This window comes from Pseudomonas imrae (assembly GCF_046352735.2).
Classification (GTDB): domain Bacteria; phylum Pseudomonadota; class Gammaproteobacteria; order Pseudomonadales; family Pseudomonadaceae; genus Aquipseudomonas; species Aquipseudomonas imrae.
Window position 1 is genome coordinate 5,383,555 of the sequence record NZ_CP110853.2, and the last position, 15,909, is coordinate 5,399,463.

General features: G+C 59.4%; 14 protein-coding genes and 1 pseudogene. 6 read left to right on the forward strand and 9 right to left on the reverse strand.

The genetic code is table 11. The features are described from left to right. The first annotated feature begins 95 nt into the window (after positions 1–95). Entirely contained in the window at positions 96–1,070 is a 975-nt protein-coding gene (locus OQ460_RS24665; protein ID WP_410019860.1) for a LysR family transcriptional regulator, read from the forward strand. Here the strand turns inward: OQ460_RS24665 and OQ460_RS24670 are convergent. The 3 genes and pseudogenes from OQ460_RS24670 to OQ460_RS24680 form a co-directional block, all read right to left on the reverse strand. Beyond that, positions 1,000–1,197 carry a PA3496 family putative envelope integrity protein gene (locus OQ460_RS24670; RefSeq protein ID WP_410019861.1) on the reverse strand — a complete coding sequence of 66 codons (198 nt, stop codon included), beginning with the start codon at positions 1,195–1,197 and terminating at the stop codon, positions 1,000–1,002. The two genes, OQ460_RS24665 and OQ460_RS24670, sit on opposite strands and share 71 nt — an antisense overlap. 153 nt (positions 1,198–1,350) lie before the next feature. Further along, positions 1,351–2,217 carry a transcriptional regulator HexR gene (gene hexR, locus OQ460_RS24675; RefSeq protein ID WP_003177007.1) on the reverse strand — a complete coding sequence of 289 codons (867 nt, stop codon included), beginning with the start codon at positions 2,215–2,217 and terminating at the stop codon, positions 1,351–1,353. Positions 2,218–2,379: 162 nt separating this feature from the next. Next, positions 2,380–4,263, reverse strand: a pseudogene (locus tag OQ460_RS24680) (putative bifunctional diguanylate cyclase/phosphodiesterase); the annotation flags it as partial. 449 nt (positions 4,264–4,712) lie between these two features. Here OQ460_RS24680 and uvrD point away from each other — a divergent pair. From uvrD to OQ460_RS24695, 3 genes are all read left to right on the forward strand, one after another. Then, on the forward strand, positions 4,713–6,896 hold the full coding sequence (gene uvrD, locus OQ460_RS24685; RefSeq protein ID WP_410019862.1) for a DNA helicase II: 2,184 nt from the start codon (positions 4,713–4,715) through the stop codon (positions 6,894–6,896). A 182-nt stretch (positions 6,897–7,078) separates the two neighbouring features. Further along, positions 7,079–7,948, forward strand: coding sequence for a Tim44 domain-containing protein (locus OQ460_RS24690; protein WP_410019863.1), 870 nt, complete (start codon positions 7,079–7,081; stop codon positions 7,946–7,948). A 136-nt stretch (positions 7,949–8,084) separates the two neighbouring features. Next, positions 8,085–8,492 (forward strand): SMI1/KNR4 family protein, encoded by a 408-nt coding sequence (locus OQ460_RS24695; RefSeq protein WP_410019864.1) that lies wholly within the window; start codon positions 8,085–8,087, stop codon positions 8,490–8,492. 173 nt (positions 8,493–8,665) lie between these two features. On the opposite strand, the gene OQ460_RS24700 is transcribed toward OQ460_RS24695, so the two are convergent. After that, positions 8,666–10,429, reverse strand: a complete 1,764-nt coding sequence (locus OQ460_RS24700) for a cation:proton antiporter (protein WP_410019865.1) — start codon at positions 10,427–10,429, stop codon at positions 8,666–8,668. Positions 10,430–10,712: 283 nt separating this feature from the next. Between OQ460_RS24700 and OQ460_RS24705 the strand changes: the two genes are divergently transcribed. After that, positions 10,713–11,198, forward strand: a complete 486-nt coding sequence (locus OQ460_RS24705) for an acyl-CoA thioesterase (protein WP_410019866.1) — start codon at positions 10,713–10,715, stop codon at positions 11,196–11,198. On the opposite strand, the gene pdxY is transcribed toward OQ460_RS24705, so the two are convergent. Then, positions 11,195–12,067: a pyridoxal kinase PdxY gene (gene pdxY, locus OQ460_RS24710; RefSeq protein ID WP_410019867.1), complete on the reverse strand. Its 873-nt coding sequence runs from the start codon at positions 12,065–12,067 to the stop codon at positions 11,195–11,197. The genes OQ460_RS24705 and pdxY overlap by 4 nt on opposite strands. A gap of 116 nt (positions 12,068–12,183) precedes the next feature. Here pdxY and OQ460_RS24715 point away from each other — a divergent pair, with 116 nt between their 5' ends. Next, the gene (locus OQ460_RS24715; protein ID WP_410019868.1) at positions 12,184–12,576 is read left to right on the forward strand and encodes a DUF3301 domain-containing protein; all 393 of its coding nucleotides are present in this window, start codon (positions 12,184–12,186) and stop codon (positions 12,574–12,576) included. Here the strand turns inward: OQ460_RS24715 and OQ460_RS24720 are convergent. From OQ460_RS24720 to dksA, 4 genes are read right to left on the reverse strand one after another with little or no spacing between them, the layout of a single operon-like run. Beyond that, entirely contained in the window at positions 12,570–13,532 is a 963-nt protein-coding gene (locus tag OQ460_RS24720) for a CobW family GTP-binding protein (RefSeq protein WP_410019869.1), read from the reverse strand. The two genes, OQ460_RS24715 and OQ460_RS24720, sit on opposite strands and share 7 nt — an antisense overlap. 44 nt (positions 13,533–13,576) lie before the next feature. Further along, a complete protein-coding gene (locus OQ460_RS24725) occupies positions 13,577–14,221 on the reverse strand; it encodes a DUF1826 domain-containing protein (RefSeq protein WP_410019870.1) in 645 nt (214 codons plus the stop codon). Next, positions 14,221–15,429, reverse strand: a complete 1,209-nt coding sequence (zigA, locus tag OQ460_RS24730; RefSeq protein ID WP_410019871.1) for a zinc metallochaperone GTPase ZigA — start codon at positions 15,427–15,429, stop codon at positions 14,221–14,223. Before zigA ends, OQ460_RS24725 begins: the two co-directional genes overlap by 1 nt. A gap of 26 nt (positions 15,430–15,455) precedes the next feature. Continuing rightward, positions 15,456–15,860 carry an RNA polymerase-binding protein DksA gene (gene dksA / locus OQ460_RS24735; RefSeq protein ID WP_410022099.1) on the reverse strand — a complete coding sequence of 135 codons (405 nt, stop codon included), beginning with the start codon at positions 15,858–15,860 and terminating at the stop codon, positions 15,456–15,458. Positions 15,861–15,909: the final 49 nt, after the last annotated feature.

The window sequence follows — 15,909 nt, forward strand, 5'->3', positions numbered from 1 at the left end:
CTCGCGGAGGATTAACAAAAATCAATAATTATTGGGTCGTGTATAAGTAAAGACTTATAGTTGATGTCACGATGGTCGGCGGGAGTGCTTGGATAATGCGTAAGTCATTGATGCGTATGACATTGCGTCAGTTGCAAATCTTCAATGAAGTCTGTGACTTGCGCTCTTATAGCCGTGCAGCCGAGGAAATGTCGCTTACACAACCGGCTGTCAGCCTGCAGATTCGACAATTGGAAGAGCTGATCGGCCAACCATTGTTCGATTACGTCGGCAAAAAACTCTACATGACGGAGGCCGCTGAGGCACTGCAAAAGGCCAGCCGAGATATCTTTGGTCGCCTGGAAAACCTGGATATGCAGCTCTCGGATATGCAGGGTTCGTTGCAGGGGCAGCTGAAACTGGCGGTGGAATCCAGCGCCAAATATTTCGTGCCACACTTGTTTGCCGCCTTCAAACGCCAGCATCCGGAAGTGCAACTGCATCTGACGGTGGTCAACCGTGCCCAGGTAATCCGCCGGCTGTCCGACAACCGTGACGACCTGGTGATCATGTCCATGGTGCCGCAGGACATGGGCCTGGAATTCCTGCCGTTCCTCAACAATCCGATTGTCGCCGTGGCGCCTCCCGATCACCCGCTGAGCCACCAAGGGCCGCTGCGCCTGCAAGACCTTGAGCCTTACACACTACTGCTGCGCGAGCCCGGCTCCGGGACGCGGCTGGCCTGCGAGGAGTACTTCAAGGAGAAACGCGTGCACTTCAACCAAACCGTGGAAGTGGCGTCAGCCGAGGCGCAGCGCGAGTGTGTGGTCGCAGGGCTTGGCGTGGCCTTGCTGACGCGCCACGCCTTGAACCTGGAACTGGCCACCGGCGGGCTCAAGGAGCTGCCGGTGGAAGAGCTGCCGCTGTACCGCAGTTGGTGCCTGGTGCAGGCCAAGGCCAAGCGCCTGTCACCGGTGGCCCATGCATTCCTGGGTTTTATCCGCAGCGAGCGGGTGCAGATCAGCGTGCTGGCTGAACGCTTCGCCGGGCTGCCAAGGGCGCCTGCCAGTGCAGTTCCGGATAGTCACTGAGGCTTTGGAGCAACTGGCGCTGTTCGCAGCGGTCTTCAATTGCACGACGGAACGCCATGCGGCGCTGGTCTTCCTGCTGACGACGGGTCTTGACGGTGCTGGTGCTGTCTTCGTATTGCCGGGCCATTTCGATTCTCCCAATGCGAGTACGGGGAGTACAGGATGGGCGCAGGGAATGACGGTTTGGTGGCGCGGGAATTACAGACTGATGAATCTTGCCGTATGACGCCTATTGGAACTGTGGGAACGGGCCCGCTCCCACATTTTTTGGCTGCGGCGCTTAGTCGTCGAGGGCTTTGACGGACTTGGGTGACAGACGCAGGCTACGCAGGCTGCGCTTGACGCTCTTGAGGTGATTGACCAAGCTCGGCCCGCGCGCCATCGCCACCCCCATCGCCAACACGTCGATCACCACCAGGTGGGCAATACGCGAAGTCAGCGGGGTATAGATCTCGGTGTCTTCATGGACATCGATTGCCAGGTTGACAGTCGACAGCTCTGCCAAGGGCGTCTGGCTCGGGCATAGGGTAATCAGCGAGGCGCCACTCTCACGCACCAGGTTGGCGGTGATCAGCAAGTCCTTGGAGCGACCGGACTGGGAGATACAAATCGCCACGTCTGTCGGCTTCAACGTCACCGCCGACATCGCCTGCATATGCGGGTCGCTGTAGGCCGCGGCGGTCAGCAGCAGGCGAAAGAATTTGTGCTGGGCATCCGCCGCCACTGCGCCGGAGGCTCCAAAGCCGTAGAACTCCACGCGCTGGGCCTGGGACATGGCTGTCACGGCTTTCTGCAATTCCACCGGATCGAGCTTTTCCCGCACTTCCATCAAGGTGTGCAGGGTGGTGTCGAAAATTTTCAGGCTGTAATCGGCGACGGAATCGTCTTCATGAATGGCGAACTGCCCGAAACTGGCGCCGGCCGCCAGGCTCTGGGCCAGTTTCAGTTTCAAGTCCTGGAAGCCCGAGCAACCGATGGCGCGACAGAAGCGCACGATGGTCGGCTCACTGATACCCACGCTGTGGGCCAGGTCTGCCATGGAACTGTGCATCACGGCCGCAGGGTCAAGCAGCACGTGATCGGCAACCTTGAGTTCCGATTTGCGTAACAGGTGGCGCGACTGGGCGATATGTTGCAACAGATTCAAAGGACAGGACTCTTGTTATTGGCAGACGCCAGGGATGTAGCAAGCTTGTAGTTATACTACAAGAATTGTTGGTTTGCCCGCCCAATGCATCACTAAATCCCTGCGTGACCCACTGAATCAACGGGCAGACCCCATGTAGCCCCGAAGTCGGCCTCGGCCCTGCTAAGAAAAATCCGCATTTTTGCGTAACAGGTCCGCGAATCCTTCGGCGTCCATGGGCCGACTGATCAAGTACCCCTGCACCTCGTCACACTGCTCGGCCCGCAGGAAATCCAGTTGCTGCTGATCCTCCACGCCCTCGGCCACGACCTTGAGCGCCAGCCCATGGGCCATGGCAATGATGGCACGGGTAATCGCCAGGTCTTCGCGGCCCACGCCCAGGCCCCGGATAAAGGTCTGGTCAATCTTCACGTAGTCCACGGGGATACGCTTGAGATAACTCAGAGAAGAGTAGCCGGTGCCAAAGTCATCAATCGCCAGCTTTACCCCCAGGTCCCGCAGTTGCTGGAACGTGGTGATGATGTGCTCGACACTGTCGAGCAATTGGCTCTCGGTCAGTTCCAGCTCCAGGTATTGCGGGGCCAGCCCGGTTTCCTCCAACACCTGGCGCACCAGGCTCACCAGCTTGCCTTGGCGCAACTGATGCACCGAAAGGTTGACCGACACCCGGATCGGCTCCAAGCCTTGTCGCTGCCACTCGCACGCCTGCCAACAGGCTTGGCGCAGGACAAACTCGCCCAGCGGCATAATCAACCCGGTTTCTTCCGCCAGGCCAATGAACTCGCCAGGCGGCACACTGCCCCATTGCGGGTGGTCCCAGCGCACCAGCGCCTCGGCGGCATTCATCTTGCCCGTGGCCAGGCACAACTTGGGTTGGTAGAACACGCTTAATTGTTGTTCATCAATCGCCTTGCGCAGTTGGTTTTCCAACTGCAGACGCTCAAGCGTGCTGGCTTGCAGGCTCTCGGTATAGAACTGGAAGTTGTTACCGCCCAAGTGCTTGGCATGCTGCATGGCGATGTTCGCTTGACTCACCAACGCAGAAATTTCCCGCGCATTGTCCGGCAACAGACTGACGCCCATCGAGGCGCTCACCACCAACTCATGCCCCTCCACCGTCACCGGGACACGCAGCTTGGAAAGCAGGCGTGTCGCAACTCGAGCCAGGCTGGACAGGTTGCCGTATGCGTCAAACAGCACCGCGAACTCATCACCGGACAGTCGCGCGATGGTGTCGGCTTCCGGCAGGGCGTTGGTCAAGCGTCGGGCGATCTTTTGCAGCAACTGGTCCGCGACCTCATGACCGAGGCTGTCATTCAGCAGTTTGAAGCGGTCCAGGTTAATGTGCAGCAACGCCAGGCTACGACCGCCCTGTCGCACACGCTGGTGGGCCTCGTGCAGGCGCTCGCGAAACAGCGAACGGTTGGCCAGGCCGGTCAACTCATCGTAATGCGTGAGATAGCGCATTCGCTCTTCGGATTCACGACGAGCCGACAGATCAGCGAAAAATCCCACTATATGGCTGACCTTTCCGCGCATATCACGCACTACATTCAATTGCAGCCATTGCGGGTACAACTCGCCATTCTTGCGTGCCTCAACCAGCTCGCCCTGCCAGGTACCGTGACGCAGCAAGGCCTGGCGAATCAGCGGGAAGTGACGCCGGGCATCGCGACTACACGGCAATTCGACGACATTGCGCCCCAGCATGTCGTCGATATCAAAACCGGTGACGCGGCTGAAGGCCTGGTTGATAGCAATCAGCACATAATCCGGATCAAGAATCACAATGCCCTCACTGGCAGCCTCGAACACTGTCGAGGCCAGGCGCTGCTGCTCCAGCGCCTTGCCCCGCTGATCAACACAGCTTTGCAGTTCGACCTGGGCTTCGCGCAATTGCTGCTCAACCTGGCGCCGCTGCTCGACCTCACGGATCAGCTTCTGGTTCAACTGCTCGCTGTGCCGGCGGGCCTGCTGCAAATGCTCGATCAACGCCTGCTTCTGGAAACGGCGCAGCAATCCACGCCGGCTCAAACGGCTGACCTGTCAAGCGAGCATGCGTAGGCCCAACCGTTAATCAGCATCAATAAAGAGGGGCGCGATGAGCCCTGGTACAGCAGGCATGTGCGCGCGACTGCCGATACCATGGCGTACTGTTTGTGGATAACCCGCGCAGGCGCCACCGAAGGGCTTGGCGGGTCAGTGCTAAAAGTCATAGGCAATGTTCTTATAATGGTGAGCCCCAACGTCGACGGAGCATACACAAGCGAACCGCCAGACCAAACTGCCACAGCTCATAAAATTATCGGGATAAACCGGCGCAAACCCCTGTGCCAGAAGGGTCAAGCAAGACAGGCCGTGGGCTGCGCGCGATGACTGGCCAGTCATCGCGGGGCAACGATCAGTGGCCCGCCCGGACGCTGTTCCGGCGTTTTTCCAACGACCACCCGGCATTGGGATTTGCCCCCCTTCACCCGGCACCCTAGAATGCGCCGATGCGCGATGATCTCTCTCTTTTGCTGAACTCCCTCAACGATGCCCAACGCCAGGCCGTAGCGGCCCCCGTTGGCCGTCAGTTGGTCCTGGCCGGCGCTGGTTCCGGTAAAACCCGAGTGCTGGTGCACCGTATCGCCTGGTTGATCCAGGTTGAAAACGCGTCCCCGCATTCCATCCTGTCGGTGACGTTCACCAACAAGGCCGCTGCCGAGATGCGCCACCGCATCGAGCAGTTGATGGGCATCAGCCCGGCCGGCATGTGGGTTGGCACCTTCCACGGCCTGGCACATCGCTTGCTGCGGGCCCACTGGCAGGAAGCAGGCCTGAGCCAGACTTTCCAGATTCTCGACAGCGATGACCAGCAACGTCTGGTCAAGCGGGTAATCCGCGAACTGGGCCTGGATGAACAGCGCTGGCCGGTGCGTCAGGCACAGTGGTTCATCAACGGCCAGAAAGACGAAGGCCTGCGCCCGCAACATATCCAGGCCAGTGGCGATCTGTTCCTGGCCACCATGCGCAGCATTTATGAAGCCTATGAAGTCGCCTGCCAGCGCGCCGGCGTCATCGACTTCTCCGAACTGCTGTTGCGCGCCCTCGACCTGTGGCGTGACAACCCAGGCCTGCTGGCGCACTACCAGAAACGCTTCCGGCATATCCTGGTGGACGAATTCCAGGACACCAACGCCGTGCAGTACGCCTGGCTGCGTCTGTTGGCCAAGGGCGGCGATAGCCTGATGGTGGTGGGTGACGACGACCAGTCGATCTACGGCTGGCGCGGTGCGAAGATCGAGAACATCTACCAGTACTCCGATGATTTCCCGGACGCCGAGACCATTCGACTGGAGCAAAACTATCGCTCCACCGCCGGGATTCTCAAGGCCGCCAACGCCTTGATCGCCAATAACACCGGACGCCTGGGCAAAGAATTGTGGACCGACGGCGGTGAAGGTGAGTCGATCAACCTTTATGCCGCTTTCAACGAACACGATGAAGCGCGCTACGTAGTGGAAACCATCGAAAGCGCCCTGAAAACCGGGCTGTCGCGCAGTGATATCGCCATTCTGTACCGCTCCAACGCCCAATCGCGGGTGCTGGAAGAGGCGTTGCTGCGCGAGCGCATTCCGTATCGCATCTATGGCGGCCAGCGATTCTTTGAACGTGCCGAAATCAAAAATGCCATGGCGTACCTGCGCTTGCTGGAAGGTCGTGGCAACGATGCGGCGCTGGAGCGGGTGATCAACGTGCCCGCGCGCGGCATCGGCGAGAAAACCGTCGAGGCGATCCGCGAACATGCGCGCCACAGCGATGTATCGATGTGGGAAGCGATGCGCCTGCTGATCGCCAACAAAGGCCTGACCGGACGCGCCGCTGGCGCCTTGGGCGGATTTGTCGAGCTGATCGAGAACCTCGCCGCCAAATGCCTGGAAATGCCACTGCACCTGATGACCCAGACGGTGATCGAGCAATCCGGACTGATCGCTTATCACGAAGCGGAAAAAGGCGAGAAAGGCCAGGCCCGGGTAGAAAACCTTGAGGAACTGGTCAGCGCCGCCCGCGCCTTCGAAAACAGTGAAGAAGACGCCGACCTGTCACCACTGGCAGCGTTCCTTGGCCATGCGTCCCTGGAAGCCGGCGATACCCAGGCCGACGAGCACGAAGACAGCGTGCAACTGATGACGCTGCACAGTGCCAAGGGCCTGGAATTCCCTTATGTGTTCCTGGTGGGCATGGAAGAAGGCCTGTTCCCACACAAGATGAGCCTGGAAGAACCGGGCCGGCTTGAGGAAGAGCGGCGCCTGGCCTACGTCGGCATCACCCGCGCCATGCAGAACCTGGTGATGACGTACGCCGAAACCCGTCGGTTATATGGCAGCGAGACCTACAACAAGGTCTCACGCTTCGTACGGGAAGTGCCGAAAGGACTGATTCAGGAAGTGCGGCTTTCCAACAGTGTCAGCCGTCCGTTTGGCGGCAACCAGCAGAAAAGCAACAGCAGCCTGTTCGCCGGCTCGGAAATTCCCGAGACGCAATTCAGCCTGGGGCAGCAGGTCAAGCATGCCATCTTCGGTGAGGGCGTGATCCTCAACTTCGAAGGCGCCGGGGCCCAGGCCCGCGTGCAGGTGAACTTCGCCGAAGGCAGCAAGTGGCTGATGGTGGGCTACGCCAAGCTGGAACCGATCTGAAACATTGCCCCAGATGATGGCCTACCCTTGTTTTCACAAGGGGCGGGCCAATATCTGTAAATAGTCCTACAGAACATTCGGATAGGGTCTTACGCAAAAGCCCGAAACATTATGTCGCTAGCCACTGTCACTACACCTGTGCAACATGGCGCGCGTGCAATCCACAAATGGGAATTCCCTTTATGAAACGTTTTCTTAGCATCGCCATGGCGTTGTGCATCGGCCTGACGATGAGCCTCGACGCCAACGCAAAACGCTTTGGCGGCGGTAAAAGCTCCGGCGCCGCGCCGAGCCACCAAACCAGCCAAATGGCGCCATCCGCCGGTGCCGGCGGTGCAGCCGCCACCGCAGGTGCGGCCGGTGCCGCAGGCGCTGCTGCCAAGGCCGGCGGTGCTTCGCGCTGGCTGGGCCCTCTGGCCGGTATCGCTGCCGGCGGCCTGCTGGCGTCCATGTTCATGGGCGGCGGCTTCCAGGGCATGCAGATCTTCGACATCCTGATCATGGCGGTCATCGCCTTTGTGATCTTCCGCTTTATCGCCGCCCGTCGCCGCAAGCAGCAGGAGCACCTGGCTCCAGCCGGCGCGCCAATGCAGCGTGAAGCGTTCGAGAACAAGCCTGCCATGGGCTCGATCTTCGGTGGTTCGGCGGCCCCGGCTGCAGCGCGCCCGGTGATCAACGCACCGGCCTGGTTCAACGAAGAGCGTTTCGTTGAAGCGGCCCGCAACCACTTCCAGTCCCTGCAGCAACACTGGGACGCCAATGAAATGGACAAGATCGCCGAATTCGTGACCCCGCAACTGCTGGAGTTCCTCAAGCGCGAACGTGCTGACCTGGGCGATGCGTTCCAGTCGACCTACATCGACGATCTGCGCGTACAGTTGGAAGGCGTGGATGACCGTGCCGACAAAACCATCGCCACCCTGACATTCAGCGGCGTGTCGAAGACCTCGCGTTTCGACCAGGGCGAAGTGTTCAGCGAAAGCTGGAACATGGAACGCCCGCAAGGTGACAACCAGCCTTGGCTGGTGGCCGGTATCCGCCAGAACGGCTGATCCCCACGCGCGTCGAGCAGTTGCTAAAAAAAACCCCGGACTTGTCCGGGGTTTTCTATTTCACGGTTGCACTTATAGCGAGCTACTGTATAAAACGCCCCTATAAACCGCGCCATCTAGCAAGAGGATCCCGGCCGTGGAAGAAGTTATCGAACAATTGCGTGAAGCCAACGAACCTGTACCGGTTCCTCTGGAACTGCCTGACGAAGATCAACTGGTGGAAGTCGAAGAACAGCTGTTCATCAACATCCCGTTTGTCTTCAAGGAATTCCTGCTGACCGTCAGTGATGTGGTCTACGGCAGCCTGGAGCCAGTGACCATTACCGACCCCGGCTCTCACACCTACCTGCCGGAAGTCGCCGCGACCGCCTGGGATATCGGCGTACCGCGCGAGTTGATCCCGATTTGCCAGGACGGTGACGACTACTACTGCGTTGAAGAAGACGGCACTGTGGTGTTGTGGTCCGGCGAAGAGGAACTGGTGACCGAAGAATCCTGGGAATCGGTATGGCATTGGGTGCGGGACGTCTGGCTGGAAAGCTGAGTCTCTATAGCGAACAAAGCCAGTCCGTAGCAGCTGTAGAACCTTGGCGAGAATCTGTCTGACACACCGCAGACACAGCCTCGCCAAGGCTCGACAGGTGTTACGCGATAGCGGCTTGCCCTTGTTCGGCGAGTTTCAAGACGGTATCTGCGCTCATCACCGACAACCAGCGGTCAATGCTGCGGCGTGTCCTTGTGGTTATCCAGGGTTTCCAGCAAGGCCACCTGCATTCGCGTATGCACGCGGATGAACCAGCGCCAGAGCACTGCAGACACGGTGGCGGCGACCACTGCAATCAACACCAGCAGCTTGTTGGTCGGCAAGATACTGGCCGACAAGGCAGCCAACAACAGGAAGATCACCAGCAGCGAGAGGATCGGGATCAGTTCAGCGATCACTCGTCGCACACGCTGGGTGTGGCGCCCTGCCATTTCCGGCTTCACGCTCATCTCCGCCAACAGCATCGACAACGCCTTGAGCTTGCGGTACGCGGCGATAAGGAATGGCAGCGACAGCAGCAGCGCCCCGCCCCAGATCAACGCTTTCTGCCAACCCGGATCACTGATCCAGCCTTCCAGATAACCGCCAATGCGCGCCGCGAAAAAGCTGCCGGCAAAGAAAATCGCGATCACCAGCGCCAGATTCACCCCCACCTGCAGGATAATCTTGCGGATAATGGACGCCAGCATCGCCCCTTCGCCCTGCGGCTGAATGCTGCGCAGCCATTCGCCATACATGCCGAACACCCGACTCACACGTTGCGGCACCACCGCCGCAATCTTCAATGACAGCGGATCCGCGCCGCGAATCAGATAGGGCGTTAACAGCGTGGTGATCACCGAAACGGCCACCGCCACCGGGTAAAGAAAATCGCTGGTGACCTGCAGCGTCATCCCCAGGGCCGCGATGATGAACGAAAACTCGCCAATTTGTGACAGCCCCATCCCCACTCGCAACGAGGTACGACCATCGTTACCGGCAATGAACGCGCCCAGACCGCAAGACAGCATCTTGCCCAACACCACCGCCACGGTAATCACTGCAATCGGCCAGGCGTACTGCAACAGGATTTGCGGGTCGAGCATCAAGCCGATAGCAACGAAGAAGATTGCACTGAACATATCGCGAACCGGTTCGATCAAGCGCTCGATTTTCAGCAACTGCCGAGACTCAGCCATGATCGCGCCGATCAGGAATGCTCCCAGGACCATGCTGTACTCCAGCTTCACCACCAGCAGGCAGAAACCGAAACACAAGCCCAACACGGTGATCAGCAGCATCTCGTTGCTTTCAAACCTGGCCACATAAGCCAGCAGTCGAGGCACCAGCAAGATGCCGATGACGAGGGCAACGATCATGAATAACGACAATTTACCGACCGTGGAAAACACTTCACCGGAGCTGACGGTGCCGCTGACAGCGATGCTCGACAGCAGCGCAATGATGCCTATGCCAAGGATGTCTTCAACAATCAGCACGCCAAAGATCAGCTGCGCAAAACGTTGGTCTTTCATCCTCAAGTCGTTGAGCGCCTTGACGATGATGGTGGTGGAGGAAATCGCCAGGATCGCGCCGAGGAACAGCGAGTCCATGGTATTCCAGTCGAACCACTGACCGATCTCGTAGCCAATCCAGATCATCAGGATGATTTCCAGAAAGGCCGCGATAAAAGCGGTGGCGCCGACCTTGAACAGCTTGCGCAGGCTGAACTCCAGGCCCAGGCAGAACATCAGGAAGATCACCCCCAGTTCGGCCAGGATCTTGATGGTTTCTTCGTCGTGGATCAGGCCGAATGGCGGGGTATATGGGCCGATGATGAACCCGGCAACGATGTAGCCCAGGACCACCGGCTGCTTGAGGCGATGAAACAGGATGGTGACGACCCCTGCTACCAGCATGATCACGGCCAAGTCCTGGATAAAACTGATGGCGTGCATGGCGAGGAGCTCCTTGAGGTGCCGGGGCTTTTCCCACTTCCATTCGCGCACGAAGACGATCGCAAAGAGCGGAAGGAAAAGTCTGCCTTGATCGTAAGAAAAGCCCTGAGAAGGGCTTTCGAAGGTTAACACCGCGACTTCCGGCAGAAAGCCGGTGCAATATATAGAAACAGATCGCTGCGCGCGTGACGACCAGCCGTGTCTCAGCGTCCGGTTAACACTGCAAAGATTCCAGCACCCGCAGAGGTGCCTCCCAACCAATGCCTACAACCGTGAGTGTGCTATGGAACCCGGAAACGCCCAGCTGTCGATGACGGTATTGATGACCCCTGATATGGCCAACTTCTCAGGCAATGTCCATGGCGGCACGCTGCTCAAGTACCTCGACGAAGTAGCCTACGCCTGCGCAAGCCGTTACGCCGGCCGGTACGTCGTAACGTTGTCGGTAGATCAGGTGATTTTCCGCGAGCCGATCCATGTCGGTGAGCTGGTGACGTTCCTGGCGTCGGTCAACTACACCGGCAACACATCGATGGAAGTAGGGATCAAGGTGGTCACCGAAAACATCCGCGAGCGCTCCGTGCGCCATACCAATAGCTGTTTCTTCACCATGGTCGCCGTAGACGACGACCGCAAACCAGCCGCTGTTCCACCACTGCAGCCGCAGAACAGCGAAGATCGACGCCGGTTCGTACAAGCGCAACAACGTCGGCAGATTCGCCAGGAACTGGAAAAACGCTACCGGGAAATCAAGGCCGACGCGCCTTAAAGGCCTATCGCGCTGGCTTCGAACCGCACGCGCGGATGGGCGATCCGATCCTGGGCCCGCACCAGTTCCAACTCGTAGCTGGCGCAGGCCTGGGTTTCCAGCAGCACTTCATGCACGGCCGCCGCAGTAAACTCGAAGGCGGCCAGCAGGCTGTCTCCCAGAAGCACTCGCGCCAGAAACAGGCCCGATGTGAGGTCACCCACACCTACCGGTTGACGAGGAAATGCCAGCAACGGCCGACGCAGATGCCAACTGCCTTCGACGGTCACCAACAACATCTCGAACCCTTCCGCCGGCTTGCCTGGGTAGTCCAGGTGCTTGACCAGCACCGCTTTGGGCCCGCGTGCCAGCAAGGCCCGCGCCATTCCCAGGCAATCGAGCAGCGATTGCGGTTTACGCCCGCTGAAGCTGTTCAGCTCCAGTTGGTTAGGGCATAAAAAGTCGGCCATGGCCGCGGCTTCGTCCAACAGGAAATCACTGACGTCCTGCGGCACGATGCAGCCTTTTTCCGGATGACCCATTACCGGATCGCAAAGGTACAGCGCCTTCGGGTTGACCGCCTTGATGCGCGCCACTCCCGTAAGAATCGCCCGCCCCTGGGCCGCACTGCCCAGGTACCCCGACAACACCGCGTCACAGTTGCCCAACTCACCAATCGCCGCGATACCTTCGACCAGCGCTGGAATTTGCTGCGGCGCCAACACATCGCCCGTCCATTGGCCATACTGGGTGTGGTTGGAGAACTGCACTGTATTCAGTGGCCAGACATTCACCCCGATCCGCTGCATGGGGAACACGGCGGCGCTGTTTCCGGCATGGCCGAAGACCACATGAGACTGGATCGCAAGCAGATGAGGTGTACGTTTCATGCAGGGGACTTCCGTAGAACCGTTGATTTCTGGCCGCGCAGTATGCGACTAAACGCAGCCTGTACGACAGACCAGCGTCGCAGTTAAGCTGCGCATACTTTGTTGGAGCTCATCGAATGCTGACCCTGGGAAATATCTTTGTGTTGATGCTGCTCGCAGCGGCCGCTGCCTGGGTGTGGCACAACCACGGCCTGCGCGAGCGTGCGCTGGAACGGGTCAAGCAGCATTGCGCCAAGCTCGACATCGAACTGCTCGACGGCGCAGTGGCCCTGAAGCGTATCGGTTTTGTGAAAGATGCCAATGGTCGGCGGCGGCTGGCGCGGATCTACAACTTTGAATTCACCGTGACCGGCGAAGCCCGTCACCCTGGCACCATCACCCAGTTCGGCGCCCACAGTGCGCAGATTGAACTGGCACCCTACCCGTTCGAGATCAAGACACCGCCACCCAGCGCGGAAGTGATTGAATTAAGCCAATGGCGCCAGGAACACAACAAAAGTCGTCATTGACGGCACTCAGCCAAGGCGTTCTGCAACACGGCAACATCCTGTGCCTGGTCGAAAATCAGCTCGATACGCGAGTCCCGGCGCCATTCGCTGAGTTGCCAATTGAGCGCCGCGTTATCCACAGCATTAGCTGAGATCCAGCCATCCACGCTGTGGATAACCAATTTTGCGCGTCGCCAATCCAGGGATGCCAGGCATTGCTGCAACCTGTTCGGATCGAACTGTTGGCTTGGATGCCAACGCCAACCAATGCTCCAACTGCCTTGCTGCGCCTGATGCAGACAGATCGGCAGCAACGGATCGCTCCAGATGGCCGGCATCGAGATCGGCCCTGCAGGCACGTCGAAGTTATCCACAGCTGCCCCCGGCAAAACGCTCACCCCTGGAAGCTGCGCCAAGGGCAAGTGCCCGCGGCACGTCCAGTAGCGTGGGCACGCGGGTAATTGCTCTTCAATAGTGTTGCGCTGCGTGGCGTCCAGCCCTTCTGCCTTGTTCAACACCAGCATGCCTGCACTGGCCAGGGCCTCACGCTGAGCAACAGGCAACGACCTGCCCGCCGCCAGCGCCTGGGCATCCAGTACCAGCACACACGGCTGCACCGCCAGCACGCCTTGCCAGGGTGCATGGCGCAATTGCTGGAGCAATTGTGCCGGGTGCCCCAGGCCTGAAGGTTCGATAAACAATCGGTCCGGCTTGGCCTTACGCAACAATCGCCCCAGTCCTACCTGAAAGGGAGCGCCATTCACACAACACAGGCAACCTCCTGCCACCTCACCCAGGGCAATACCGTCGTCATCGCGGGTCAGCAGCGCAGCATCCAGGCCAATCTGCCCGAACTCATTGATCAACACCGCCCAACGCTCGTTGGCCGGGCGTTGGGCGAGCAAATGCTGGATCAGGCTGGTCTTGCCGGCGCCCAATGGCCCGGCAATCACGTGGGTGGGAATGTTCTGCAGCATAAGGAATATATTCGGACCGTGTAGAGAGGCTTGATCCTACGCGGTTATGCCAACCAATCCAGCGTCAGAATCAGCCGTCGTTCATTGGCCGCCAGCGCTGGCGAGCGGTGAATCAAGCCAAAGCCTTCATTGCCGTGCCACTTCTCACCCTTGAGCAAAGCGACCTCACCACAGTGGATTTGCTCGATATGCTCTACGGGCTCAGCGTCTGCCTGGCTCAACCTGCGCCGGTCCATTACCCCCTCTCGCAACCATTGGCTGCCGATACCGGCATAGGTCGTAATCAGCCGCACAGGCACATGGTCGACGTGAAACCGCGGGCACATGGCTTTATCCAGCAGCCTGAGCCGCAAGCCAATGCGCCTGGCGCCGAGCAGGCACGCAAAAGCGCTGACCAGCCACGACACATCGGCGACGAATCCTTCATACCCCTCAAGATCCCGGAAGCCGCCAGCCAACCCTTGCAGATTCGGCTCAGCATCTTCCGCGTCCAACTCCAGCACCAGCGACTCGGCCAAAGGCTCGTCCAGCGACGCCAGCAAGGCGCCAAATTCGGCGATGTGCAGCGGTAACTGGCGCTGCCACAGTGCCAGGTTCACCCCGTTATCCAGAATCTCGGCGAGTGCCAGCGGCGTGTCGCCCCGGGTCTGGCGAATGACTGGGCGTAGTTGAATGACGGGAGCCAACATCAGGCGGCGACCTCCTCATACCAAGGGCCAAAAGGGTCGGCCAGCAAGCGCCAGCCTTCGACGCCCTCGGCCATTTCATCATCATTCAGCAGGCATGCATCGAGTTGTGCCGTCAGTTGGGTGAAATCGATGTTCTGCCCGATAAACACCAATTCCTGGCGGCAGTCGCCGGTGGACGGCGTCCAATTCTTCATGATCGCTGCAACGTTTTCCTCGTCTTGCGGCCACTGGCTCTTTGGCACGAAGCGCCACCAGCGCCCGGCGAAGCCATGGCGCATCAGGCCACCTGCCTGGGACCAACTGCCAGCGTCCTGATGCTTGCTGGCCAGCCAGAAGAAACCTTTGGAGCGCAGCAGTTTGCCGTTGGTCCAGGGGCGATCGATAAAGTCGAAGAAGCGCTGGGGGTGGAACGGGCGACGGGCCCGATAGGCCGTGGACGCGATGCCGTACTCTTCGGTTTCCGGCACATGTTCGCCGCGCAATTCCTGCAACCAGCCCGGCGCCTGGGCCGCGCGGTCAAAGTCGAAGCGCCCGGTGTTGAGGATTTCAGCCAACGGCACTTCGCCCATCACCATCGGGATAATGCGTGCCTGGGAATTGAGGCGCTCCAGGATAGCCACCAGTTCCTCGCGCTCGCGGCTGCTGATCAGATCAATCTTGCTGATCAGGATCACGTCGGCAAACTCGATCTGTTCGATCAGCAAATCCGTAATGGAGCGTTCGTCGTCTTCACCGAGGGTTTCGCCTCTGGAGGCCAGGCTTTCAGCAGCCTGGTAGTCGAGCAGGAAGTTCATGCCGTCGACAACGGTGACCATGGTGTCCAGGCGCGCGATGTCCGCCAGGCTCTGGCCATCTTCATCGCGAAAGGTGAAGGTTTCAGCCACCGGCAGCGGTTCGGAGATACCGGTGGACTCGATCAACAGGTAATCGAACCGACCGTCCCTGGCGAGTTTTCCGACTTCAACGAGCAAGTCTTCGCGCAAGGTGCAGCAAATGCAGCCGTTGCTCATCTCCACCAGTTTTTCTTCCGAGCGATTGAGGGTGACGTCCCGCTGGACTTCACCGCCATCGATGTTGATTTCGCTCATGTCGTTGACGATCACCGCCACCCGCAGGTTGTCGCGGTTACGCAGGACGTAGTTGAGCAGTGTGCTTTTACCGGCGCCGAGAAATCCGGACAGCACGGTAACGGGGAGACGCTCGGTCATCAGGTTTTCCTCATCAGGTTGGCCGGTCAAATCGCCCGTTGGTGGCGTTCGCGCAGCTCTTCACGTTCTTTGGCTTCGATGCACAGCGTGGCGGTGGGCCGCAGCAGCAGACGATTGAGGCCGATGGCTTCGCCGGTCTCGCGGCACCAGCCGTATTCACCGCGCGCCAGGTGCTCCAGGGCTTCGTCGATTTTGTCCAGGAGCTTTTTTTCCCGCTCCAGCAAGCGCAGTTGCCACTGACGCTGTTCTTCGGCGCTGCCAACATCGGCCGGGTCGCTGCTGGGTTCTTGTTCGCGCAGCACCATGAATTGGGTTTCGATTCGCGCTTGCAGGTCGTAGCGTTGGGCTAGCAACAGCTCGCGGAAAAAACCTTGCTGGGCTTCATTCATGTAATCGGCGGGCGATTGGGCGAGGAGGTCTTGTTCGGTCATCGGGGCAGGTTCACGGTTCGGCTGTACTTTGATGTTATAGTATAACAGT